The organism is Plantactinospora sp. B24E8 (genome assembly GCF_039871735.1).
GTDB lineage: Bacteria > Actinomycetota > Actinomycetes > Mycobacteriales > Micromonosporaceae > Plantactinospora.
In genome coordinates this window covers 708184-731250 of record NZ_JBDPMH010000001.1, presented here as the reverse complement: position 1 = coordinate 731250, position 23067 = coordinate 708184, and the positions used below count along the sequence as shown (strand labels likewise).

Below are 23067 nucleotides of genomic sequence, written 5' to 3'. Positions count from 1 at the left end.
TCCGAGCGCGGGCCGTCAGCCCGGGATGACACGACGGGTGCCGCCGCGCTCTCAGCACGGAACGATGATCTCCTCCGAGCCGCCCGAGCCCTCGCCGCTTGTGACGGTCAGCGTGATGCGGCCTCCCCGCAGGTCGGGCGACGCCCGAAAATGCCACTCGCACAGCAACTCATGCCCCGTCCCGCCACTGCTGCCCGACTCCCAGGTGTAGACCGTGCCCACCTCGTCGCTCAGGACGACCTCGAGTGCGTCGAACATCTTCTCCCCGGGCGACCTGGGGACCGCGTCCCTGCCCCGGTCGGGCGTCCAGCCCTCCAGGGCCGCGTTGTAGACGGCGATCGCCGACCGCATCCGCTCGTTCAGCTCGCCGACCAGCCGAACCGTTACCTGGTTGCGGCTCCACAGCTCGACGGTGAGCAGATACACGGTCGTGTCCCTGAGGGCCGCAATCCGCTTTCCCGAAGCGAAAACATACGGGACATCCGCCATGCGATGACGCTACGGCCTGCTACTTCACCTGGCCAGGATGTCGCGTACGGATCTCCTCGTCGGCAGTCATCGAACACCGGCCGGCCTCTCCACCCCGGTGAGCGTTCTCGTCGACCACGTCGAGGCCGGCGAACCCGGCCGCGCGAGCAGTACCAGGTGGGCTTCGCGGCAGCCCCGGTCGGCCGGCTGACCAGCCAACGCGGCGTGGATGCGCGCGAGGCGGCCGAGCCGGACAGCGAACGCGTAGTCGACGCATAAGTCCCTTGATCACACTGGCCACCAATCAGGGCGTGCGCGGAACCTCCGCGTGGCACCGAGCCCTAACGGATCCGAGAAGGGACTGGTATGGCCGACAACAGCGCCGCGGGTTTCACCGTGGCTGACCAGGCCGAGTACTTCGTCGACCTCGACGACCTCGACCTGGCCGGTGTCGACGTCGACACCTGGGACAAGACCGCGGGCGGCACCACCATCGCGTGCGTCACTCGCACCATCATCATTGCCACCCGGGCTGTCTGCGGCTCGATCGACTGCAGCGGGCCGCCGCCCGGTGGCACGTACTGAGTTCCGTGAGCTTGGTACACGACGTTCGGTGAGGTTGGTTTACGACCGGTGAAACAGCTCAGCCCTCCGTTGCTGTGGCTGCGAGACGGTCCGGAGGAGGTCCAGAGCCTGGTAGCGGGCCTGGACCTCGTTCGGACCGCCGCCCACAAGGATGCCAGCCACGCATGGCTGTGCATGATTGCCAACGGCACCGCGCACTATCTGTCCACCTACGCGTCGACGGAACTGCTGTCGAGGTGGTACGTCGGCGACAACGAGCTGTACGGCGTGGTCGCCCCGGTCGGCCGGCTCCGTACCGGCGCGGATGGCGGGCTGGTGCTTGACGGGTCCTGGCGATTCGGCTCCGGGTCTCATCGGGCTGCCGTCATGGCGATGGGGTGCGAGCCCGTGGCGGGACGCCGCACGACCGTCCTCGTGGAGCGGGGCCGGCTGGAGGTGGTGCACCCGTGGGAGGGGCCGGGGTTGCTCGCGACCGCCAGCCACACCCTGCGGGCCAGCGGCGTCCGCGTGTCGCCGGCGGACGTGGTCGACATGACCGACGTCCCGGCCGATCGACCGATCGGGATCTACGCTGATCCGGACCTGTTCCTGGCGAACATGCCCGGGGTGGCGATCGGGCTCGCCGAACGGCTGCTGGCGCTGCTCGGCCCAGGCCCGACGCCCGGAGCGTGGCAGGCCACCTACGCCGACGCGGCCGCCCGGAACACCCTCGCCCGGCGCGGCCTGACCGGGATGCTGCACAGCTTCGACACGTTGGCCCGAGCAGGGCGGCTCGGACTGTTCTCGCCGGCGTTGCGGCAGGAGTTCCTGCTGATGCTGAGCGCCGCTTACCACATCGGTCTGGATGCCGCGCTCGCGCTGGCGGAGGGCTGCGACTCGACGGATCCGGAGGTCCGGCGGCAGCTGGAGCAGGCGTGCATCGACATCACGACCATGCGGCCACACGCGGCGATGCGGCCGTCCAGGTTGGTCAACGCGAAGCCGGGCTCACCGGCCCTGGAAGGAACGCCCCGATGACCTCACCGCCGCCACTGTCGACGCCGGGTTGGTGCCTGCTCCGGATCCCGGTGCTGCCGGCGGTGCCAGCCACCGCCGCGCCCGAGGGTTTGGCGCGGCAGCTGCTGGAGTTGGCCGTCGACTACGCGACCGTGTTCCAGCGGGCGGCGGAGGAGGACCGGGACTGGCAGGATCCGGCGACTCGGCTGGCGATCTACGGCAGCCGGGCCACCTACCGCCCGACCCCGTTCGGTGTGTTCAGCTTCAGCCTGCTCGCCGAGGTCGACGACAAGGGTGGTGGCGCACCGGCCACCCGGCTCGAACTCGGGACCGACGTGCGGCTGCGCCGCCTCGACCTGCCGCGGCAGACCGGCGGGTGGTTCGTCAATCCCTCCCTCGCCGCCGAGCACGGCCGGTGGTCGTACCTGCACCCGGGCAGGGGCGGGGTCACCTCGATATCGGACGCCCCGGGTGTACGCCAGCTCGCGGAGGGACTCGCCGCACAGCTCGCCGCCGCACCCCGGTCAGCGGAGGAATGGGCGGCTCTGCTCGGCGGCGAGGCCCAGTTCGACCTGTGTGTGGGCCGACGGTTGCTGCTGCCGGAGCACACGCCACCGATGCTGGTCGACCTGGCCGAGCCGGCCACGCCCACCGAGGCGGTCAAGGCGGCGCTGGCCACCGAGCGGCCGTTCCGCGACGACCAGTTCGTGGACGCGTTCAGCGAGGTCCGGGCCCGACTACCCAGGGCGGGCACGACCGCGCTGCTCGACGGGGCCGCGCAGCTCCTGCGGGTGCAGTGGCGACCCCAGCGGCTCGACCGGGTGCGGGACCATGTGGCCGGCGGCTACAGCGGCGGGGCGGTGCCTCTGGTGTGGCTGCTGACCGCTCCGGTGGACCATCCGCTGGGCAGCTGGCGGCGGCAGGAGGCCGAGGCCGAGAGCGACCGCCCGGACCCGGCGCGGCGACTGTTCGTGCCGCGGGCCCGTCGCGACAGCGGCGCGGTGCGGTGGTGGCAGGAAGCGGTCACGCTGGACCAGTGGCGGGCCCGGGAGCCGTCGCGCGCCGGGGATGGCGTGGGGTTCGCCCAGCCGCAGTTCGGCATGGTCAACGGCGCGCTGCTGGCCGAACCGGTGGCCGGAACGGATGCCTGGATCAAACTGGTCCTGCCGGGTTTCTGGGCTGGGCCCGGCGCGCGGCTCGCTGACCAGCTGGGGATCCCGAAGCTCGACCTCGGTGCGGTGGACGCCGGCTGGCTTCCGGTGGAGATCGGATGGGTCTCGCCGGACCGGCGGGCGCCGTTGGTCCGGCGGCCGGAGAGCGGGTTGCCCCGGCTCAACCTCAACCTGCCGCCCCGTGCCGGTGACCTGCGACTGGCGGATCTGGCCGTGACCGTGCTGGCCGGGCGGCTCCAGTTGGTCCACCGGTCCGACGGGCGCTACGTGCAACTGCGGTGGGACAGCCCGCTCACGTTGGCCAACCGGGCCAATCCATGGCTGGTGCAGCTCCTCGGGTTGCTGCTGGACGAGGCCAACGGCCCGGCGCTGACCGCCGACCCGAGCCTGTGGGCGCCGCCGGGTGGGATGGCTCCGCGGATCACCGCCGGCCGTTGCCTGGTGGCCCGGCGCAGCGTGGTCCTGGACGCCCAGCACCGCGCCGACCTTCTGGCGCTGGCCGAGGACCCGGTGCGGTTGTGCGACGTGCTCACGGAGGTGGGGCTCGGGCCGCAACTGGACGCGAGCGAGGGACCGGATGTGACCATGCGGCTGGATCTCACCGACGCCACCCAGCGGTGGTGGTTCGTCCGACGCCTCCGTCGCGAGAGCCGGCTGATGCTGCACGAGGCCCTGCCGGTGGCGACGCTTGTCGACTCGGAGCTGGGCGGGCACCTCCACGACGTGTGGGTGCCCTGGCGGGGCCCTGATCCGGAACCGGTCCGACCGATGGCGCGAACCCGGCTGGTGGACCGGCAGCCGGTCGCCGACCCGGAGTGGACGAGCTGGTACGTCTACGCACCGGAGCGGGTGGTGGAGCTCTGGCTGGCCCGCCCCGAGATCGTGACGTTGATGCGCCGGGCCCACCTGTTCTACATCCGCTACCACGACGAGCGGCCGCACCTGCGGGTCCGGGTGCATCGCGACGTCGATGCCGAGTCGCACCTGGCCGATCTGCGCACCCACCTGGCCGCGATGGTGCCGCAGCAGCCCTGCGAGGTCGACCTCCGGACCTGGACACCGGAGGACTACCGGTACGGCGGCAGAGCGACCCGGCCCGACGCCGTGCGGCTGTTCTGCGCCGACTCGGCCTGGTGGGCGCAGCGGCTCGCGGCCGGCCCGGACCAGGCGGGCCGGTACAACCTGGCGGTTTCCCGGATCGCCGCCTGGTGCCAGCAGCTCGCGGGCGAGGAGCGGGCCCTGGCGATGCTCTGCGACCTGCGCGGCCTGGACCCCCGGCTGCCCAGCTCGCGGTCCCAGCGGGAGTGGATGGCGACCTTCCGGGCTGCTCGGCCGGACCTGGAGCAGGCCCTCGACGCCGCACTCGCCGAGCCGGAGCCTGCCCTGGACTACCTGGACCGCCTGGACCGGGACGCCTACGCCACGGCGTTGAGCGCCCTCATCCACATGAGCGTCAACCGTGGACTGCCGCTGGCCCGCGCGGTGAGCCGCGAGCCGGAACTCGTGCTGGCGGCAGCGCGGTTGTTGAAGGGCCGGCAGGCGCGGGCAGCCCACGGCAGAGCGGTCGATGGCTGAGTCCGACGCGGCCCGGCGGCTGCTACGTCGGCTTGTCGCCGAACTACGGCAGCGCGGGCACGCGAGTCCGGAGGCGATGGCCGCTCTCGCCCTGCTCGCGTCCCGGCTGGGTCAGCGAACCCTGGCGGCGTCCCTGACCGAGCTGGCCGTACGGGGCGGGCAGGTGCCCGACTTCCGGGTCGGCTGGCTGCGTCATCGGCTGGTGGGTGAGTGCCTTTCGCCTGGCCCCGGCCATGCCGAGAGGTTGGCCCGGACCCGGGCGGAGGCGGTGGACGTGGTCGACGCCTTCTACCGGCACTACCTCGAGAACGGTGACCTCGACCTGATCAACGGTGCCGGAGGGGTCGCGATGACCCGGTGGGACCTCGCCGACGAGGCAACCCGGGCCAGGATGGCACGGTCCCTGGCCCAGATCGCGATGTCCGTGATGGAGCAGGAGTCGTACGGTCTCTACCACGGCCGCAGCGGCGGAATCCTGCTGCTGCGGATGCTGGGCCGCCGCTACGGCCAGGACCGACCGATGACCACGGCGGTCGACGCGCTGGTCCGGCATCTGGAGCGGTTGACCCCCGACGTCCTCGACCGCGGCTGGCTGGGTGTCGGCGGCGTCACCATGTGCTATGGCCAGCCCGGGATGCTGACCGCGCTGGGGCCGGAGGTGGACCCGGGGGTGCTGGCGGGGATCGTCAGTGCCGCGATCACCGGCCCGGCCGTCCAACGGCTCGACGAACTGCTGGCCGACCCCGACGCCGACGTCACGGTCTGCCACGGCCTGGCCGGGCTGAGCCTGGCCACCAGGCTCGCGCCGGGCTGGTGGGACCTGGTCGGCCCGGGCCGGCGGTCCCGGCTGGCGACCCGGCTCGCCCGTCACCTGGACCAGACCGACGACCGAACGGTCACCGCCGTCCTTGACACGCCGCTCAAGTTGTCGCTGATCGAGGGGACGCTCGGGGTGGCGCTGGCGCTGGCGGAAACCGAGACCACGTCACGGCCGTGGTGGGGAGTCTGCGTGAGCCTCGGTGACGGGTCCGTTGCCGCAACGATGGGGAGCAGCCAATGACGGTGACATTGCAGACCGAGGACAACGACTGCGGCGTGTGGGCACTGATCGCCAGCCTGCGTTTGCAGGGACATCAGTTCTCCGAGTCGGCGTTACGGGATGCGCTGGCGACCCGGGGCGCATTGTCGCTACAGGACCTGCGGGACACCTGCGCCGCGGTGGTGGGCGTGCGTTACCGGGGCCGGCGGGACTTCCCGTTCGCCGAACTCACCCCGGGCACGATCGTTCACCTGCGCGCCGACCACTTCATCACCGTCGAGCGACGGCGCGGGCGGCGGGTACGGATTTTCGACCCCTCGGTCGGGTACGGGTGGCTGACCGAACCCGACTACCAGGAGAAGGCCAGCGGCTGGGTACTGTCGCCGGCCACGCCGGAGCCGGCTGTCGGCGCGCCTCGGCGTCCGCGGGCGGCGGCTCGGGCCGAATGGCTGTGGCCGATGCTGCGCTCCGGGAAAATCAGATTCCGGCAGGTTGTGCCGATTCTCGCGATGAGCCTGCTGCTCTACACCGGCCTGACCCTGCTCAACATGATCCTGCTGCCGTACCTGAACGAGGTCACTGTCGGCGGCACGGTCGCGACCCCCACCCTGGTCACCGCGTTGGTGGCGTTCAGCGTCGCGGTCAGCGTGCTGTTCTGGGTTCGACATCGACAGCTGACCTCTCTCGGGCTGTCGTTCGACCGGGCCATGCTGCGCGAGCTGGTCGACCGGTTGACCCGTACGTCGGCGCGGACCGAGATGACCTCGGGCGATGTGCTGAACCGGGTGCAGAGCGCCCGGGCCGTCCGGGAGGCCGGCACCGGCCTGGCGTTGTCGCTGTTCACCGACGCGGTCGCCGTGGTGATTCTGCTGACGTTCATGGCGACGATGTCGCTGCCGCTGACCGGCGTGGTGACCGGTATCGCCGTACTCCACATCATCCTCACGATCCTCGGGCGGATGCCGATCAACCGCCGTTTCGAGGAGCAACTGCGGCTCGACGGCGAGCTCCAGGATCTCCTGATCGGCATCTCCGAGGGGTTGACCACCTATCGGGGGCTCGGGGCGGTCTCTCACCTGGAGGCCGAGCACTCCCGGCGGCTGGACCTGCTGCATCGGTCGGTCCGCGGGCTCGAGTACCGGTTGGCCTGGGTGTACGGGCCGAGCAGCGCCCTGCGGTTCGCCGGCCTGTACGTGATCCTCGTGGTCGGCTCGGTGCTGCTGTCGGCAGGGCTGGTCAGCACCGGAGAGCTGTTCGGGTTCCTCACCCTGGGGGGCACCGTGCTGTTCTCGATCACCGCGATCGCGCAGAGCCTCACCAACGCCGCCTCGCTGGAGCGGCAACTGCGTTATGTGACGAGTCTCTTCGCGTTGCCGGTGATGGAGCGGGGCGCCCGTACCGAGCCGGTGCCCGGAGCGCCGGCGGTGGTGCTGGAGGGAGTCCGGGTGCACCGCCCGAGGGAGCACTTCGACCTGCGGCTGGACCTGCGGGTGGAGCGGGGTGAGACGGTGACCGTCAGCGGGGTGAGCGGGGTCGGCAAGTCCACCATGGCCCAGATCGTCAGCGGCCTGGACCCGGCGCCGGCCGGGCAGGTGACCGTCTATGGGGTGCCGACCGTGGACTGGGACCCGGATCGGCTCCGCCCGCTGGTGTGTTACGTCCCGCCCCGGTCCGACTTCCTGCACACGACGATCCGGGACAGCCTGTCCAGCGGGGCGGCCGACGTGACCGACCAGGAGATCCACGACCTGCTCGCCCAACTGGAACTGACCGAGGTGATGCGTCCGTTGCGGCTCGGGTTGCGGACCAAGCTGCGGATCAACGCCTCGACCTTCAGCGCTGGAGAGGTGCAGCGGTTCGCGTTGGCCCGGGCGCTGCTGCGCCGACCGTCGCTGCTGATCCTCGACGAGGCGACCAACTCGCTGGACCGGGACCTGGAGCTACGACTGCTCGTCGTGGCGAAGCGGCGGGTGGAGACGCTGATCGTGATCAGTCATCGCCCGGTCGGTGAGCACCTCGACAGTCGGCAGGTGCGGATCGTGCGGGACGACACCGGCGTGTCCCGGCTCGAGTCGGCGGCGGGCGCGGCGGTCGTCGGTGGCTGAGGGAGTACGTGGTGTGCACGCCTACTGGCAGCTGCCCAGCCGGCCGCCTCGGGCGTACCAGCAGTTGTCCCGGGTGACCTGGCTGCTGAGTGTCCTCTCGTGGCGGCGGTACGCCGGCCCGATCACGCTCTACGCCGACCCGCCCACGCTGGAGTGGCTCGACCGGCTCGGTTGGCTCGACTGCTACGACCATGCCGAGACGCTGGACGACCGGGATCTCGACCAGCACTACGACCGGGTCGCCTGCTTCGCGTTGCCGAAGCTGCTCGCGCTGGACCGGTACCCGGACGCGGTCCTGGTGGACACCGACGCCTACCTGCGTAGCCGGCTACGTCTGCCCGCCGCCGGGTCGATCTTCGCGCATCTGGAGCGCGGTGGCGGCGGCTTCTACTCCCGGTTGCGCGAGCTGCACAATCCCGCCGGGGTGGAGCTGCCGGACACGCCGCCGACGATCGGTAACACGTCGCTGTTCCGGGCGGCCAGCCCGGACCTGGCCCGCCGGATCAGCCACGCCGGGCTCAGCTTCCTGGCCGACAATCCGACCACCCCTGGCCGGGACGTCCACCTGCACATGACAGTTGCCGAGCAGGTGCTCGCCACTCATCTGACCACGGTCGCGGGGCAGCCGGTGGTGAACCTGTTCGACGCGCTGTGGTGCGCTCGGACGCTGCGCTGGCTCACCGATCCACCACACTTCGGCCATCTGTGGAACCTCAAACGAGGAGCGCCGGCGGAGCACCTGCTCGCCGCGTACGTGGCAGTCACGCACACACTCCGGGACGAGTACGGGGTCGCCCCGGACCGGGTGCGCACACTCCTGGAGCGGATATGATCTCGACCGAGCTGCTCGATCGGCTGGCGAACACCGGTGCCGCGGTGGCCCGCGCCGCCGGATCGACCGTACCCGGTGGACACGTTCCGGACTGGGTGCTGGAGCCGGAGTCGTTGGCGCAGCTCACCGCGCTGGTCAGGATGCTGCACCGCAGCGGCGTGCCCTGGCGGGTGGACGCCCGAGGCCGCAACTGGGGGTACGACGACACCCGCGTCTCCGCCCCCGGGCTGATCGTCCGCCTGGCTCGACTGGACCGGTTGGACCTCGACGTCGAGCTCGGCCTCGCCACGGTGCAACCCGGGGTGACCTTCGCGCAGCTCAACGAGGCGTTACGGCGGTCCGAGGCCCGTTTCCAGCTGCCCGAGCCGGGCTCCGGCCCGCACACCTCGGTGCTGGGTAACGCCCTGGAGCGTGGCCTGCTCGCCGGCCTGGGTGAGCGGGAACGCCACTGTCGGGACTTCCTCGTGCTGAGCCGCGACGGCGAACTCACGCGTCTGGGCTGGGAGGACGCGGTCGACGACCGGGTTCGGCGGGCGCTGCCCTACCCACCGGGTCCGCACCTACAGGGGTCACTGTTCCAGGCCGCCGGGTACGGACCGGTGGTGGTGGAGCTGACGCACGTGCTGCCGGTGGCGACCGTGCTGACGGCCGCCCCGGTGCTGCTCGCCGGCGCCGAGCTGACCGAGGAGCTGCTGCGTTGTTGGCGGGACATGCTCCTGGAGGAACTGGTGACGTCCACCGTCCTCGCCTCGCCGGCCCGCCGCCGCGCTCAGGGCGTCACCGGCAGCCACGACGGACTCGTCCTCGACCTGTATGTCACCGCCGGTTCACCCGCGATGCTGCGGGCCAAGACCGCCGACGTGCAGCGGCTGGCCCGCCAGCACGGGCAGCGGCTGGCCGCCCGACTCGGCGGCAACTACGACGACCTGGGCATCATCGGCGGCAACCGGGACCTTCCGGAGGCGGTCGGCCAACTGTCACAAGGGCTGGAGTGGCACACCGCGGCGCTACCGTTCGCCCCGTCGGTTGTCGCTGCCTTCGCCCGCGCCGTCCGGGCGGACCCGGTGCTGGCGGACGTCCCGTGGACCCTGCGCCCACTCGACGCCCGGGCGCTGGTCTGGCTCGCACCGCTCGTCTACCGCAAGGACGACCCGGACAGCGTCGCGCTGCTGCGGCGTCGGGTGGCCGCCGTTACCCGGCTCCGCGACGAGTTCGCCGTCCCGGCCTACCGGTCCGGCGCGGTACGGGGCAACCGATGAGCCATGTCCTGGTCACCAGCGTCCACCGGATCCACGCCGGCCGCTCCGGGGAGGCGGTCCACCTGCGCCAGCTCACCGAGGCGCTGCGGGCCGCCGGCGAGCGGGTGACCGTACTCGATGGTCCGATGGAGCCGGGTAGCGCCGACACCGGCCACGAGGTCGGGCTGCGGTCGCTCGCCGAGCGACTGGGCAGCCTGCTGGCCCGGGACCGGCCCGATGCCGCCCTGCTGTGGGGGCATCTGGGCGAGGAGACCGAGCTGGCGCGGCGGCTGGCGACAGCTGGCGTGCCGACCGTGCTGGAGCATCCGGCCGCCGACCTGCGGCCCGTGCCGCAGACACTGCGGCTGGTCGACGAGGTGGTGGTCCCGTCCGAGTTCGCCCGGCGGCTGTTCGTGTCGCAGACCGGCCGCCCGGCTCGGGCTGTCGAACCGTGCCTGCGTGGCTGCGACTGCCCCGCGGAGCGGCCCCGCGACCCGGCGCGTACCGGGCCGTACCGACTGACGTTCATCAACCCGGAGCCGGCCAAGGGCCTTGGCATCGTGATGCACCTCGTGGCGGCCGCGAACGGGGCGAAGCTGCCGTTCCGGTTCCGGTTCGTCGAGGGGCGGTGGACCGCGACCCACCTCGCCCGGCTCGGCATCGACCCGGCGAGCCTGCCCGGGGTGGAGATCGTGCGATACCGCTCCGACATCTGCGCGCTCTACGCCGAGACCGATCTGCTGCTCGTACCGAGCCTGTGGCAGGAGAGTTTCGGGATGGTCGCCCGCGAAGCCGTGATCCACGGCGTGCCGGTGGTGGCCACCCGGGTCGGCGGGCTACCGCAGGCGGTCCGTACCGGAGGGGTGTGCCTCGAACCGCCGGAGTACGGCGCCGGTTACCAGGTCCGAATGACCACGGCCGAGGTCAGGACGTGGCTGACGGCCGTGGTCACCGCGCTGCGCGGCACCCACCGGCGTCAACCGGAGCTGCTGTCCCGGGCCACCTCGGACAGTGTCCGGGCGTACCGGGCGGTGCTCGGCTCGTCGCCGGGGTGAGTGCGTCGGGCAGCCCGGCGCATGGCACCGACGATCAGCGCCGCCGGCCTGGTCCAGCCCCGCTCGTTCGCTACCGCCACCACCGTCGCCAGGTTCGCCTGCTCCTCGTGGAACCAGTCACCCGGCACGGCGAGCAGCCGGTCCAGCTCCGCCGGGGTGAACAGCGGCCGGGAACAGCCTCCCGGCGACACCTGCCGGGTGACCATCCGCCGCGCACGGGATGGCGCCAGCCGGTACGCGGCCTCCCGCGCCAGGACGCTCCAGCCGTCGACCGCGCGCGCCAGTGCCTGGTCGGCGGATCCGACACCGTACGACGGCTCGTCCGCGGCGGTGGTGAGCGCATAGGCCCGGACCAGCTCGGAGAGCACGTAGCGGTGCGGGCCGAAGCTCTGGCGCGGCACCGGCGTCAGCAGGTGGGCACCGACCAGCTCGTCCAGGGCCTGCATCGCCTCGCGGGGTGCCAGGCCGGTGCAGACCGCGGGCGCCCAGTCCGGGATGGTGACGGTCGGGAGTACCGCGACCCGGCGCAGTGCGAGGCTCGCCGCCGCTCCGAGCCTGCGGAACGACGGTTCGAGGACGTCGCGCATCGAGCCGTCGTCGCCGCCCAGTTCGTCGAGCCGGTGCTGCGGGTCGCGCAGCAGTGCCACCAGGTCGGCGGCCCACCGGCCCCGGTACATCCGACGGGCGGCGAACCACAGGGCCAGCGGCAGGCCCTCGCAGAGGATGCAGAGCGCCCGGACGGCGGCTGGTTCCACCGCGAGCCGATCGGGGCCGAGATGGCCGGCGAGGATCTCGAGTCCCTGCGCCTGCGACACCGGCGCCACCAGGTGTCGGTGGGCCCCCGGGAGGTCGAGTTGCCAGCGGGTGGTGACCAGCACTGCGCAGCCCGCCCCGGCCGGCAGTAGCGGCAGGACCTGGTCGGCCTCGCCGGCATCGTCGAGCAGCAGCAGGCAGCGCCGCTCCGCGAGGAGGCTGCGCAGGAGCGCGGCCCGTTCGGCCTGCTCGACCGGGATTACCGCGTCGGCGACGCCCAAGGCGCGGAGGAATCCGTCGAGAACCTGGTCCGGGTCTCGCGGCTGTCCACTGCCGGCGAGGTCGGCGTAGAGCTGGCCGTCGGGATAGGCGACGGCGACGGCATGGGCGACCTGGAGCGCCAGGGCGGACTTGCCGACCCCGGGCATGCCGTGCAGTAGCACGACCTGCGGCCCGGCGTCCCCGGATCGGTCCGGGTCGCTGCCCAGCCGCCTGACCAGATTCGCCAGCTCGGTCTGGCGCCCCGCGAGAAGTGGCGGCGCGGGCGGTAGTTGGGCTGGCCGTGGCTGGGCGGCGACGCGGGAGGCCGGCGGCTCGCCGACGGTGGGTTGGTCGGGATCGGGTGCGGCGACGAGGTCGAGGCTCGGATCCTGCCGGAGTACGGCGTACTCCAGCTCGCGCAGGAACGGGCCCGGGTCGAGCCCGTGCTCGTCCACCAGCAACTGGCGGCCGCGCCGGGCCACCTCGAGCGCCTCCGGTTGCCGGTTACTCCGATAGAGCGCCACCACGAGCTGGCCGCGTAGTCGTTCCCGAAACGGATATTCGGCTACGTACTGGGTCAACGTCGAGATGAGGCCGTGATGCAGGCCGAGCTGAAGCTCGATATCGATCAGGCATTCCAGGTCGGCGAGCCGGGTCTCCTCCAGCCGTTGCCGGGCCGGGGCGACGAACCCGGCGACGGCACCGGCCAGTGCCGGGCCGCCCCAGAGCGCCAGCGCGTCGCGCATGAGTTTGCGGGCACCCGGAAGTCGGCCGCGGTCGCGCTCGGCTCGCGCCAAGCCGGCAAGTCCGGTGTACGTCGCCAGATCGAGTTCGTTCGAGGCGAGGTCCAACACGTAGCCGCCGGGCTTGGTGAGCAGCGGGAGGGTGGCGTCGCCGGTTCGCTGGAACGTCCAGCGCAGTGCCGAGATCTCGGACTGAACCTGCGCCCGCGCCGTTGCCGGCGGCGTGCCTTCCCAGATCGCCGTGGTCAGCTGGTCGACCGACACCACACGGTTGGCGTTCAGCAGGAGGTAGGCGAGCACCGCCCGGCGGCGGGGCCGGGCCACACCGACCGGCTCACCGTCCGTGGTCGCGGCGACCGTACCAAGCACGGTGAACCGCAGAGTCATGTCGTTACCCGGGCGAATTTGTCGGATCTCCGGATCACCCAGGAACTGCAGTCCTTGCGCTGGATTCCCACAATCACGTCGTACCCGTCCCAACGGGGTCCGGAGAGCAGAAAGTGTCCTGATTGCCAATATGATTGCCGTATGCAAAGTACAAGCAACACGGCGCGCAGCCCGCGATACACGGCAGCAGCACTTATCATCATCGATACACGTCGCCCATCACACCAACTCGGTGTCGCATTGATCCGGAACCGTATCCGAAGGCCAGTCTCGGGGGATTCTCCACCACCCGGCGTCGTTTAATCGATGGTACGGAGCCTGCGCACATTCAGTGCACACGCCGAGTACATGCGATAACCGCCCGTACTGTCGCGGCGGTGTACGGCGGACATCGGCACACTCACTCGAAACAGGCGTTGATCAGGGCTGACAGGTAACCGTCGCCGCGGTTATGGCCGAGGCCCGAAAGCCTCCGGCGAGTTGTCAGGTCGAGGATCACGGCGCCAAGGCAGCAAACGAGCCTTTCAAGGTAACAGATGGCGCACAGCCCGGCGTTGTTGTGCCAGGGCCCCGGCAAAGTCGTCAGGTGATGCCGAGTAGTGCCAGCGGGCGGGTGCTGTCGCGGGCGTGATGTCGGTTGGCGGCGGCGATGTTGGTGATCCCGGCGAGGCGTAGGGCGCCGATGGCGGCGTTGCGTAGGGCGGCCACGACTTGTGGTCCGGTGCCGGTACGGATTTGACTGCGGTCTTCGTCGTAGGTGACGTCGCGGACCCAGTGAACCTTGTTCTCGATGGACCAGTGGCCGCGGATCCAGCCAGAGAGCTGGGCGGGTTTGGCTTGGTGGACGCGGAGGTCGGTGATGGCGTAGACGGTCTCGCTCGATGATTATCTGAACCGGTCATGCCCGCCCTGCTACCACCAGCAAGGGCGCGTCTACACCAACCACATCAAGCCGGACAGCCCCACGACTTTGCCGGGGCCCTGCGGGGATGGGTCTTGATGACGCAGTTTGGTGCCTTCGGAGGCAGCGTTGGTGATATCAAGTGGCCCGTACAAGAAGGACCCGGACTCGCTGCCGGCGCCCTGGACGGTGCCGTCACTCCCCGAGGTCGATCCGCAGTCGTTGGGCGAGCTCGCGGTGGGCGTGCGCGATCGCGTCGATGAACAGGGCCAGCGCCTCGTCCGCCCGGATCGGTTCGGCCAGCCGGATCTCGTAGAACTCCCGATCCGGATGCTGCGCCCAGACGACGCCGGGTCGGGCTTCGAGTGCGGTGACCATCAGATCCTCGTCGACCACGTCCGGTCCGGTGTCGATGACCGGCTTGATTTCGTCGTCGATTCCCACCTCCCAGGTCAACCCGTCGCCGGTCGAGATCCCCATGTTGTCCAGCAACTGCTCCTGCGTCAGCGCCGGCTCCGGGCTCCCGGGCTCAAAGACGAGGTCGGCGAACCGCTGCGGCGCCCGGGCCAGCGCGGCGGCCACGACGGGCCGGCCGGTGAGGGTCGATGGGCGGTAGCCGTCCCAGCCTCCCCCCGAACCGCTCGGGGGAACGCCGGGCACGGAGTATCGGTAACGTCGCCACCATGACATGTGGCCTACTGTCGGGAACCCGGGACCGGAAAAGCAAGCCTGTCAAACGCGTTCCGCAGTTGGTGGGCAGACGATCGTTGTTGTGCTATGCCCGACCCGGGGCGGCCCTCGCCGAAGACGACTTCCCGGGTCCAGCGGAGCGATATTCCCGATCGCGTTCCACCTGAAAAGACACGAGGCCCGGTCGGCAACCCGCCACAGACAGGCCGCCAGCGGGCTCACCCTCGCCCACAGGCTCCGTGCACGACGCCCACCGCCGTCCCATGAGCGGCTGTCGGCTCGAGATGGCGTCCGTCTCCGCCCTGGCCGGTCCGCATCCGCTCGCTGCCGTTGCTGTCAACCGCCGCAGGGGCGCGCTGATGGCTCGTCCTCGGCCGCGAACAGCGCTCTGCGTGCGCCGCATGACACGAAGTAACCCCGCCCGGAATCAGCCCGTCGCGTCGCTCGATCCGGAAACGCCGCGGGGAGAAGGAGTGGCAGTGCTGGCAGCGAGACTGTCGACCTCGGGAAACAGCGAAGCCCAGGTCGGTGACCTGGGCTTCCGTGCCGAGCCGCCTGACGGAATCGAACCGTCGACCTACGCATTACGAGTGCGTCGCTCTAGCCGACTGAGCTAAGGCGGCAACGTCGGCAAGTGTACGACACCGCCCGGCGACCCGCCGCAGGGGTTTCGCCGACGGCCCGGCCGGACACGAGGGGATCATGGCAGAGCGTCAGCGTCCGGACAGTGCCTCGGTGTCCGATCCGACTAGGCTTTCATCGATGACCGACCACCCGTCCCGGCCGACCGTGCTGCCGGAGTCCCCGCCGGCCGGCCCGGCCCGGCCGCGCAGCCTCGACCCGAAGGAACTCGGCTTCACCCCGCAGCGGCCGGTGCCCTGGCTCGCGCCGCTGCTCCTGATCAGCACCGGACTGCGTACGCTGCTGGCCCTGCTTTTCGGGGCGTACCTGGACAAACGGGAGCTGCAGAACTCGCTGCCGAGCCCGGTTCACCGGGAGGTCGGTCCGGACGGGGACCTCTGGCTCGACTTCGTCGCCGACCTCGGTGACGGCTTCCACGCCACCTACTCGGTCGCCTGGCTGCTGTCCCGAACCGAACTGGAGGTCGACGGGGAGCGGCTGCCCCGGGGGCAGATGCTGCTGATGGGTGGCGACCAGGTCTATCCGACCGCCAGCGGCGAGGCGTACGAGAACCGGTCGAAGGGACCGTACGAGGCGGCGTTGCCGCAGCCGCCGGCCGACCGGCCCCGGCCGACGCTCTACGCCGTACCCGGCAACCACGACTGGTACGACGGCCTGACCGCCTTCCTGCGGGTCTTCGCCGCCTCCCGGGGCGGTGACATCGGCGGCTGGCGGACCCCGCAGGCCCGCTCCTACTTCGCGGTCGAACTGCCCGGCGGCTGGTGGCTCTACGGGCTCGACGGCCAGTCCGGGGCGTACCTCGACGATCCGCAGTTGCGCTACTTCGAGGAGGCGGCCACCCGGCTCACCCCGGAGTCGAAGGTGATCATCTCGGTACCGGAGCCGTCCTGGGTCAAGGCCGTGGACCTGCCCGGGGCGTACGACACGATCGAGTACTTCATCCGTACCGTGGTCGCGCCGCGCGGCGCGCAGGTCCGGCTGCTGCTCTCCGGCGACCTGCACCACTACGCCCGCTACGCCGGCCCGGACCGGCAGTTGATCACCTGTGGCGGCGGTGGCGCCTACCTCTATCCCACGCACAAGCTGCCGGAGCGGATCGAGGTGCCGCCCCGGGACACCCTGATGCGGCGGACCAGCCACAGCGAGTCGTACGACCTGGTCGGCCGTTATCCGGAACCGGCGGTGTCCCGGCGTTACGCCTGGGGCATCTTCGCCCGGCTGCCGCTGCGCAACCCGGGTTTCGCCACCCTGCTCGGCGTCCTGCAGACGAGCCTGATGCTCACCATGGCCGGAGTGGCGCTGCCGAGGGCGGAGGCGAACGCCCAGCGGCTGTTCAGCATCCCACTGGTGATCATGTTGGCGGTGACGCTGCTCGGCGCCGCGTTTTTCGCCAAACCGCCGAGCGCCAGCGGCAAACGGCACGTCCGGCACTGGCTGCTCGGGCTCGGCCACGGCTTCGCACACATCGGGCTCGCCGCGGTCGGCGCCTGGGCCTGGCTGCAGCTGCCGTTCTGGGACGCGCCGTGGCCGCTGCCGGCGGTCGCCGCCGTGGTGGTCTACGGGCCGGTCGCCGGCCTGGTCGCCAGCCAGCTGACCGCGCTCTACCTGCTGGTCGCCGGCGCGTTCGGGGTCAACCTCAACGAGTTGTACGCCGCCCAGGGCATCGAGGACGCGAAGATCTTCCTGCGGCTGCACCTGGCCGCCGACGGCACCCTGACCGGCTATCCGATTGCCGTGGACCGGATCTGCCGCCGGTGGCGACCGGATCCCGACGCCGCCCCGGACGCCGCCTGGCTCGACCCCGAACAACCCCTCCGGGTACGCCTCGCCGAGCCCCCGTTCACCCTCCGCTGACCCCATCCTGCGTGCGATCGAGGGACACGGAGTGTTTCGTTAGAGTGCCCGCGTGAAAGCAACGGGGACAGTGCTACTGGTGGGACTGCTGGTGCTGGTGAACGGGTGCGGGCCCGGTGACGTACCCGAACCGCAGGAGGAACCGTCACACAAGGTCTCGTACTCGATCAGTGCCTCCGGCACCGCCAACGAGAACCTGACCATCACGTACACCGGCGCAGACGGCGGCAACGTCGAGGCGACGTCGCCGGGATCCGTGCCGGTCTGGGCCACCGAGGTCACCACAAAGCCCGGGCTCACCTTCCTGTCCGTCAGCGGGCAGGCGATCAGCTCGGACCTGTCGTACCGGCTGACCTGCGTAATCACTGTGGACGGCGTGCAGGTCGCCGACAACCGTGCTCCGTACTCCTGCTCGGCCAGCTTCGAGTTGTCGAAGCTGCCGGCGATCCTGGCCAGCAGGCCGACCGCCAGCCCGACACCCTCTGTGGTGGCCCTGCCGTCGGCGCCGGCCACCTCCGCCGCCCCGTCGAAGCCGGCGGGCTGCCGGTTCGTCAAGGGTGACGAGCTGACCGAGATCGTGAGCGACCTGGCCCGCGTGTACAAGCCGGTGCAGAGGGTGGCCGGAAACGAGAACCGCTGCACGTACACCGTGGACAACGACGCGACCCGGGTGGTCACGACCTGGAAGCCGGGCGGCGAGCCGGAGTTCCAGTTCCCGCCGCCGGTGTCCGGCCTCGGTGTCACCGCGTGGTGGTTCGAGCACAGCGACTTCGGGATCCTTGACGTGAAGCTGCCGGACGGCGTCTTCACGGTCCGGGTCGAGGCCAGGGCGCTGGACATCGACTACAAGGACTTCGCCATCGCCATCTTCAAGGCCGCGAAGCCCCGACTGCCCAGGTGATCAGTGCGAATCTTGGTATTCCCGCGTCGCCACAGCAGCGCTGGAATACCAAGATTCACGACGTCAGAGACGGCCCGCTCAGCCGCGCTTGGCCAAGCCGACGAAGTCGCGCCATGCCGTCGGCCCGAAGGCCAGCACCGGGCCGGACCGGTCCTTGCTGTCCCGGACCAGCACCCGGCCGGGCAGGTTGTCGGCCACCTCGACACAGGCGCCGCCGTTCGAACCGCTGCGAGTGCTGGTACGCCAATGGGGTCTCTCGGTCAGCGCCATGCTTTCGCCACCTCCGTGTTCGCAGTAACCGGACAGCTACAGCCGCAGACAAGGTGTGCGGAGGACGGCCGCTTGACATGTGGCCAAGGGCTGCCTGAGGGCGGGGAGGCCCGACAATGTGGTCACGGACTCCCCGAACGCTCGGATCAGCCGCGCTTGGCCAGGCCGACGAAGCTCCGCCACGCCGTCGGCCCGAAGGTCAGCACCGGACCGGCCTGGTCCTTGCTGTCCCGGACCAGCACCCGGTCGGGCAGGTTGTCGGCCACCTCGACGCAGGCGCCGCCGTTCGAACTGCTGCGGCTGGACTTCCGCCAGCTCGGTTCAGCTGTGCTCATGGAGAATCCTCAGGATCAGGTCGCGGGACTGGTCGCACGGCAGTGCGAGAGCACTCAAACTCTCCCACGTCCGGTCGAGATCGGCTATGTCCTCCACGTCGGCCACGGTCCGCCCCCGGAGCTGGTCGTCCAGGTAGCTGAGCCGGGGCCCACCGGCCCCGGGCAGGTTGGCGATGATGAACGCGCCCGCTAATCCGGATGTGCACGTTCGGCCGGTCGCCCATGTCGACCAGGTGCTCCAGCTGCTCCTTCATCATCGGCCCGCTGCCGTAGCGCAGCGCCGCCTCGCCGATGATCGCCACCATCGTTGGCGGGTCGTTCCGGTCGAGCGCGGCGGTCTGCCGTTCCAGCCGGGCGGCCGTCAACTCCTCGACCCGGTCCGGCCGGTGCGGCCCAACCGCGAGGATCGCCCGGGCGTACGCCTCGGTCTGCAGCAGACCGGGGATCAGCGAGTGCTCGAACCACCGCAGCAGGGTGGCCCGCCGCTCGTTGTCGGTCCACGGACGCAACCACGGTGCCTGTGCCTCCGACCTCGCCTCCGCGGAGAGCCGCTGGACCTCGTCCCCGGTCTCGAAAAGCGTGTCGTAGGCCCGCGCGGTGTCCGGCATCGGCACCATGCGCCCGGACTCGAACGCACCGACGGAGGAGGCGGAAACGTTGACCGCCGCCCCGGTCTGGTCCCGTGTCAGTCCGCGCCTGGTCCGCTCCCGACGAAGCAGTTCCCGAAGCTCGTTCATGCCGATTACTCCCCAGGTGTGTCGTACTGCGGCCAGCGGGTCCACACTCGCCGACCACTACTCATCACACATCTTCCGTAACTGAGTGCTGTCAGTCCAGGGTGGAAATCGACGACGTTGATGGAATCGGATCGGCGAAGAGGTGCCAACACATGCGAGCCCACCGGAGAAACTGGCGACGACTCTGGCGCTACTGCTGGTGCGGATTCCGCTGGGCCTGCCCGGACGCGGTACCGGTCGTACCGATGCCGTTCGACCCGGACCCGGGCGCCCGACCCCGTACCCTGAACCAGAGCCCGGCGTGGCACGGCCCCGCCGGGTCCGACCGGCGCAACCAGCGACCGTCGTGGCCCGGCCCCACCGGGTACGGGCACCGGGTCGGCCGGGTCGGCCGACTCACCCCGGCACAGCGGTCCCGCACCAGTGACCGCCCGAACTGATGGGCACCCCGGTGCTACGGAACGCGGCGGCCCTCGACAATCCCGGTGAACACATTCCCCGGCGGCCCACCTGGGCCTGCCGGATCTGCGAAACCGACTGGCCCTGCACAGCGCCAAGGCGACGTTACGCGTCGAATACCGACTCGACCCGCTGGCCCTTTTCGTTTACCTCGGCCTCTGCCTCCACGAGGCTACCGAGGATCTACACAAACTGAATCCGAATCCGGGACCGGACCCGGTCGAACTGCACGCCCGGTTCATCGGCTGGGTGCCGGTCGACCGGATGATCCGCCGCGCGCTGCTGCTCCGCGGGTACGCCGACCCGGTCCGCACGTTCCCACCGTCCCGGTCACCGGATCAGCGGGGCGGCAACAGCGGCCCGTAGCCGGTCAGGTCAACGCTGCTCGTACGCCCGGCGTGAACCGCAGACGTCGGACAGGGCGCACCGGCTGGTGCTGCCGTCCGACGACTGCCGGACGGTGACCGTCTCACTCGGCGGGTGCCGGGAGACGACCCGCCCCGGCCCCTCCGGTGTCTCGACCCGCTGGCCGGGCGTCGGATAGCTGGCGCTGTTGGCATAGAGCGGGTGCTCGTACTTCAGGCAGCACATCAGCCGCCCGCACGCCCCGGAGATCCGCAGCGGGTTGAGCGGCAGGTCCTGGTCCTTCGCCATCCGGATGGTCACCGGCTCGAAGTCGGTCAGGAACGTCGCGCAGCAGAGGTCCCGCCCGCAGGAGCCGATGCCGCCCTGGACCCGCGCCGAGTCCCGGGCCGAGAGCTGACGCAGCTCGACCCGGCAGTGCAGGGTGGCGCCCAGGTCGCGGACCAGCGACCGGAAGTCGACCCGGTGCGGTGCGGTGAAGTAGATCGTGGTCCGGGCGCTGTTCGAGCCGACCGAGCCCGCGTCGAGTACGTGGTCGACCGCGACCACCTTCATCGGCAGCCCGTGCTCGCGGATCAGCCGTTTCGCCGCCACCTTCGCCTCGGCCTTACGCCGCCGCTGCGTCTCGTCCCGACGCAGGTCCGCCTCGGTCGCCATGCCGGCCAGCCGGGGAAAACCGCTGGTGTCGTCGGAGACCCACTGCGCCGCCCAGACGCACTCGGCCACCTCGGTACCCTCGTCGGTCGGCACCAGCACCCGGTCGCCGACTTCCGGACGCAGCTCACCCGGGTCGAGGTAGTAGAGGCGGCCGTAACGGTTGAAACTGACCGCGCACAGCATGCCCATACCGACACCCTACGACGGATCCGACCATGGACCGAACGGTCACCGTCGCCAGCCGCCCCGGCCGGGTGACGCCAGCTCAGACCACGACCGGTCCGGCGTCGACCGGACCGTCCCCGTCCGGACCGGGTACGGGCGGCCCGGCCGGCGGCTGACCCACCCCGGCCAGCTCCGCCGCCCACCGTCCCGACAACGCTTCCACCTCGTCGTACGCCTCGGCGACCGTGGCCAGCACCCGGGCGCCGATCTCGGCGGCGGCCACCGAACCGGTCACCGGACCGGTCACCGGACCGTCGGCGGGTGCCGTCACCACCGTCACCGCCTCCGCCGAGCCGAGCACCTCGGCGAGGGTACGGGCCAACGCGCCCCGGGTACGTCCGATCCAGTCGGCGACCGCGTCGGCGTACCCGGCCGTGGTGGTCATCCGCCCGGCCAGGCTCCCCGGCCCGTCCCCAAGGTAGGTCACCAGTGCCCGCCGCCGCACCGCGTACGCCTCGGCGGCCGACCCCCGCCAGTTCCCCGGCCCGGTCAGCACGACCCGCACCTCGTCGTACGCCCGCCCCGCGGTACGGGTCGCGGCAGCGGCGGCGACCAGCGGGGCCGGACGGCAGGCGAGCACCGCGTCCAGCGCGTCCCCGGGCAACACCCGGAGCCGGCGGAGCAACGGCCAGACCGGGTGTCCGGCGGGAGCACCGGCGTCGCCGAGCAGCGTGTCGACCCGGCGGAGCAGGTCGGCGCCCGGGCCGGCGAGATGGTCGAGCGCGTCCATCAGCCCTCCCCTCCCGTCCCACGCCCGCCACCCTCGGCGTACCGACCGCCACCCTCGGCGTACCGACCGCCACCCTCGGCGTACCGACCGCCACCCTCGGCGTACCGACCGCCACTCTCGGCGTACCGACCGGTCGCGCCGCCCAGGAACCGCTGCTCGGCGGCGTCGTCACTGTCGGCGTACCACTCGGCGGCGGTGCGCAGCGCGGCGGCGGTGTCGGTCAGCCGGTCGGCGGCGCCGGTCAGCTCCCGGACCCGGTCGTCGAGGATCGTCTCCCACTGACGCCGCAGCGCCCGGCCGATCTCGCCCGGCCGTCCGGGGCCGTCGGCGTGCAGCGCGTCCCCCGCCGCACCGACGTACGGCAGCCGGCGGGCGAGTTCGGCCAGCGTCTCGGTCGCGTCGTCGATCCGGCCGGCCAGGTCGCGGAGACTGTCCACTCAGGCCTCCGTGAGCCGGCGGTACTCGCCGTACGTCTCGGTATGCAGTTTCTCCCGGGCCCACCGGGCGGCGTCCTGCGCGGCGGCGATCGCGGACCGGACGGACCGGGCCACCTCCACACCGCTGCGGGCGTGCAACGGTCCCAGGAAACGTACGTCGCTGATCGTCCCGTCGGCGGTGACGATCAGCTCGACCAGGCCGTCCGGGGACTGGACGCTGACCTCGGCCCGCCGCACGGCCTGGTCGAACTCGGCCTGCAGTGCCTCGATGCGGCGGTAGCGCTCGATCGCCTCCTCGACCCAGGCCTCGTCGATCTCCCGCGCCATCGGCCGGTCCTCTCCCGTCGCCCGGATGTCCGTTGGCCATCGCCTTCCGGCCGCCGACGGAGGTTGACGCTCGAATATGTCACCTTCGATACGTTACGGCACTGGACCGTACCGCTCGGTCCACCCGAACGGAAGACCCGCTTCCAAAACGTCCTACGCAGAAGCGCCCGGAGCCAACGGTCGGGCATTTCGGTCCGCCAGCCACGTGCCACCCCCCAGATGCTGATGATCTGAGCATCCTGGACCTTATTCCGGCCCGGTAGGGGCGGTAACGCTCAGATCATCAACGGGATCCCCACGCGGCGTGAGGGTCGGGCGAGGGGAGGCTCG

At 71.1% G+C, this 23067-nt stretch carries 22 protein-coding genes and 1 tRNA gene; 11 read left to right on the top strand and 12 right to left on the bottom strand.

Translation table 11 applies throughout. The features are described 5' to 3' along the window. Positions 1–51: 51 nt before the first annotated feature. Positions 52–489: a hypothetical protein gene (locus ABGB21_RS03395; RefSeq protein WP_347652808.1), complete on the bottom strand. Its 438-nt coding sequence runs from the start codon at positions 487–489 to the stop codon at positions 52–54. A gap of 345 nt (positions 490–834) precedes the next feature. On the opposite strand from ABGB21_RS03395, the gene ABGB21_RS03390 reads away from it, so the two are divergent. The 8 genes from ABGB21_RS03390 to ABGB21_RS03355 are packed head-to-tail and all read left to right on the top strand — an operon-like array spanning position 835 to position 11065. After that, entirely contained in the window at positions 835–1053 is a 219-nt protein-coding gene (locus tag ABGB21_RS03390) for a hypothetical protein (protein WP_347652809.1), read from the top strand. A 48-nt stretch (positions 1054–1101) separates the two neighbouring features. Then, complete coding sequence (locus ABGB21_RS03385) at positions 1102–2070, top strand: hypothetical protein (protein ID WP_347676289.1); 969 nt, start codon at positions 1102–1104, stop codon at positions 2068–2070. Continuing rightward, on the top strand, positions 2067–4796 hold the full coding sequence (locus ABGB21_RS03380; RefSeq protein ID WP_347652811.1) for a thiopeptide-type bacteriocin biosynthesis protein: 2730 nt from the start codon (positions 2067–2069) through the stop codon (positions 4794–4796). Before ABGB21_RS03385 ends, ABGB21_RS03380 begins: the two co-directional genes overlap by 4 nt. Next, positions 4789–5856, top strand: coding sequence for a hypothetical protein (locus ABGB21_RS03375; protein ID WP_347652812.1), 1068 nt, complete (start codon positions 4789–4791; stop codon positions 5854–5856). The genes ABGB21_RS03380 and ABGB21_RS03375 overlap by 8 nt, the downstream gene beginning before the upstream one ends. Next, positions 5853–7940, top strand: coding sequence for an ATP-binding cassette domain-containing protein (locus ABGB21_RS03370; protein WP_347676287.1), 2088 nt, complete (start codon positions 5853–5855; stop codon positions 7938–7940). Before ABGB21_RS03375 ends, ABGB21_RS03370 begins: the two co-directional genes overlap by 4 nt. Beyond that, a complete protein-coding gene (locus tag ABGB21_RS03365; RefSeq protein WP_347652814.1) occupies positions 7933–8772 on the top strand; it encodes a hypothetical protein in 840 nt (279 codons plus the stop codon). The genes ABGB21_RS03370 and ABGB21_RS03365 overlap by 8 nt, the downstream gene beginning before the upstream one ends. Continuing rightward, positions 8769–10031: an FAD-binding protein gene (locus tag ABGB21_RS03360; RefSeq protein WP_347652815.1), complete on the top strand. Its 1263-nt coding sequence runs from the start codon at positions 8769–8771 to the stop codon at positions 10029–10031. Before ABGB21_RS03365 ends, ABGB21_RS03360 begins: the two co-directional genes overlap by 4 nt. Beyond that, positions 10028–11065 carry a glycosyltransferase gene (locus tag ABGB21_RS03355; RefSeq protein ID WP_347652816.1) on the top strand — a complete coding sequence of 346 codons (1038 nt, stop codon included), beginning with the start codon at positions 10028–10030 and terminating at the stop codon, positions 11063–11065. Before ABGB21_RS03360 ends, ABGB21_RS03355 begins: the two co-directional genes overlap by 4 nt. Here the strand turns inward: ABGB21_RS03355 and ABGB21_RS03350 are convergent. The 4 genes from ABGB21_RS03350 to ABGB21_RS03335 form a co-directional block, all read right to left on the bottom strand. Further along, positions 10987–13209, bottom strand: a complete 2223-nt coding sequence (locus ABGB21_RS03350; protein ID WP_347676285.1) for a BTAD domain-containing putative transcriptional regulator — start codon at positions 13207–13209, stop codon at positions 10987–10989. The two genes, ABGB21_RS03355 and ABGB21_RS03350, sit on opposite strands and share 79 nt — an antisense overlap. Before the next feature lie 582 nt (positions 13210–13791). Beyond that, complete coding sequence (locus tag ABGB21_RS03345; protein ID WP_347652818.1) at positions 13792–13917, bottom strand: hypothetical protein; 126 nt, start codon at positions 13915–13917, stop codon at positions 13792–13794. A 388-nt stretch (positions 13918–14305) separates the two neighbouring features. Continuing rightward, positions 14306–14770 (bottom strand): hypothetical protein, encoded by a 465-nt coding sequence (locus ABGB21_RS03340; RefSeq protein WP_347652819.1) that lies wholly within the window; start codon positions 14768–14770, stop codon positions 14306–14308. 579 nt (positions 14771–15349) lie between these two features. Beyond that, a tRNA-Thr gene (locus ABGB21_RS03335) sits at positions 15350–15423 on the bottom strand. 139 nt (positions 15424–15562) lie between these two features. Here ABGB21_RS03335 and ABGB21_RS03330 point away from each other — a divergent pair. Both ABGB21_RS03330 and ABGB21_RS03325 read left to right on the top strand, forming a co-directional pair. Then, positions 15563–17296, top strand: coding sequence for a metallophosphoesterase (locus ABGB21_RS03330; protein ID WP_347676283.1), 1734 nt, complete (start codon positions 15563–15565; stop codon positions 17294–17296). A 52-nt stretch (positions 17297–17348) separates the two neighbouring features. Beyond that, positions 17349–18197 carry a hypothetical protein gene (locus ABGB21_RS03325; protein ID WP_347676281.1) on the top strand — a complete coding sequence of 283 codons (849 nt, stop codon included), beginning with the start codon at positions 17349–17351 and terminating at the stop codon, positions 18195–18197. A 78-nt stretch (positions 18198–18275) separates the two neighbouring features. Here ABGB21_RS03325 and ABGB21_RS03320 read toward each other — a convergent pair whose 3' ends face one another. The 3 genes from ABGB21_RS03320 to ABGB21_RS03310 form a co-directional block, all read right to left on the bottom strand. Further along, positions 18276–18467 carry a DUF397 domain-containing protein gene (locus ABGB21_RS03320; protein ID WP_347652822.1) on the bottom strand — a complete coding sequence of 64 codons (192 nt, stop codon included), beginning with the start codon at positions 18465–18467 and terminating at the stop codon, positions 18276–18278. A 146-nt stretch (positions 18468–18613) separates the two neighbouring features. Then, the gene (locus tag ABGB21_RS03315) at positions 18614–18802 is read right to left on the bottom strand and encodes a DUF397 domain-containing protein (protein ID WP_347652823.1); all 189 of its coding nucleotides are present in this window, start codon (positions 18800–18802) and stop codon (positions 18614–18616) included. After that, positions 18799–19539: a DUF5753 domain-containing protein gene (locus ABGB21_RS03310; RefSeq protein WP_347676279.1), complete on the bottom strand. Its 741-nt coding sequence runs from the start codon at positions 19537–19539 to the stop codon at positions 18799–18801. The genes ABGB21_RS03315 and ABGB21_RS03310 overlap by 4 nt, the downstream gene beginning before the upstream one ends. Before the next feature lie 152 nt (positions 19540–19691). Here ABGB21_RS03310 and ABGB21_RS03305 point away from each other — a divergent pair, with 152 nt between their 5' ends. Beyond that, positions 19692–19979, top strand: a complete 288-nt coding sequence (locus tag ABGB21_RS03305; protein WP_347676277.1) for a hypothetical protein — start codon at positions 19692–19694, stop codon at positions 19977–19979. A gap of 394 nt (positions 19980–20373) precedes the next feature. Here ABGB21_RS03305 and ricT read toward each other — a convergent pair whose 3' ends face one another. The 4 genes from ricT to ABGB21_RS03285 form a co-directional block, all read right to left on the bottom strand. After that, entirely contained in the window at positions 20374–21207 is an 834-nt protein-coding gene (gene ricT, locus ABGB21_RS03300) for a regulatory iron-sulfur-containing complex subunit RicT (RefSeq protein ID WP_347676275.1), read from the bottom strand. Positions 21208–21283: 76 nt separating this feature from the next. Then, entirely contained in the window at positions 21284–21973 is a 690-nt protein-coding gene (locus ABGB21_RS03295) for a hypothetical protein (RefSeq protein ID WP_347676273.1), read from the bottom strand. Then, the gene (locus tag ABGB21_RS03290; RefSeq protein ID WP_347652829.1) at positions 21973–22410 is read right to left on the bottom strand and encodes a hypothetical protein; all 438 of its coding nucleotides are present in this window, start codon (positions 22408–22410) and stop codon (positions 21973–21975) included. The genes ABGB21_RS03295 and ABGB21_RS03290 overlap by 1 nt, the downstream gene beginning before the upstream one ends. After that, the gene (locus ABGB21_RS03285; RefSeq protein ID WP_347652830.1) at positions 22411–22737 is read right to left on the bottom strand and encodes a YbaB/EbfC family DNA-binding protein; all 327 of its coding nucleotides are present in this window, start codon (positions 22735–22737) and stop codon (positions 22411–22413) included. Positions 22738–23067: the final 330 nt, after the last annotated feature.

Bases quoted from the DNA above. Each gene is read 5' to 3' on its own strand.
- ABGB21_RS03395 (WP_347652808.1), bottom strand. From the start codon at position 489: ATGGCGGATGTCCCGTATGTTTTCGCTTCGGGAAAGCGGATTGCGGCC.
- ABGB21_RS03390 (WP_347652809.1), top strand. From the start codon at position 835: ATGGCCGACAACAGCGCCGCGGGTTTCACCGTGGCTGACCAGGCCGAG.
- ABGB21_RS03380 (WP_347652811.1), top strand. From the start codon at position 2,067: ATGACCTCACCGCCGCCACTGTCGACGCCGGGTTGGTGCCTGCTCCGG.
- ABGB21_RS03375 (WP_347652812.1), top strand. From the start codon at position 4,789: ATGGCTGAGTCCGACGCGGCCCGGCGGCTGCTACGTCGGCTTGTCGCC.
- ABGB21_RS03370 (WP_347676287.1), top strand. From the start codon at position 5,853: ATGACGGTGACATTGCAGACCGAGGACAACGACTGCGGCGTGTGGGCA.
- ABGB21_RS03360 (WP_347652815.1), top strand. From the start codon at position 8,769: ATGATCTCGACCGAGCTGCTCGATCGGCTGGCGAACACCGGTGCCGCG.
- ABGB21_RS03355 (WP_347652816.1), top strand. From the start codon at position 10,028: ATGAGCCATGTCCTGGTCACCAGCGTCCACCGGATCCACGCCGGCCGC.
- ABGB21_RS03350 (WP_347676285.1), bottom strand. From the start codon at position 13,209: ATGACTCTGCGGTTCACCGTGCTTGGTACGGTCGCCGCGACCACGGAC.
- ABGB21_RS03330 (WP_347676283.1), top strand. From the start codon at position 15,563: ATGACCGACCACCCGTCCCGGCCGACCGTGCTGCCGGAGTCCCCGCCG.
- ABGB21_RS03320 (WP_347652822.1), bottom strand. From the start codon at position 18,467: ATGGCGCTGACCGAGAGACCCCATTGGCGTACCAGCACTCGCAGCGGT.
- ABGB21_RS03315 (WP_347652823.1), bottom strand. From the start codon at position 18,802: ATGAGCACAGCTGAACCGAGCTGGCGGAAGTCCAGCCGCAGCAGTTCG.
- ABGB21_RS03310 (WP_347676279.1), bottom strand. From the start codon at position 19,539: ATGAACGAGCTTCGGGAACTGCTTCGTCGGGAGCGGACCAGGCGCGGA.
- ABGB21_RS03305 (WP_347676277.1), top strand. From the start codon at position 19,692: ATGCGAGCCCACCGGAGAAACTGGCGACGACTCTGGCGCTACTGCTGG.
- ricT (WP_347676275.1), bottom strand. From the start codon at position 21,207: ATGGGCATGCTGTGCGCGGTCAGTTTCAACCGTTACGGCCGCCTCTAC.
- ABGB21_RS03295 (WP_347676273.1), bottom strand. From the start codon at position 21,973: ATGGACGCGCTCGACCATCTCGCCGGCCCGGGCGCCGACCTGCTCCGC.
- ABGB21_RS03285 (WP_347652830.1), bottom strand. From the start codon at position 22,737: ATGGCGCGGGAGATCGACGAGGCCTGGGTCGAGGAGGCGATCGAGCGC.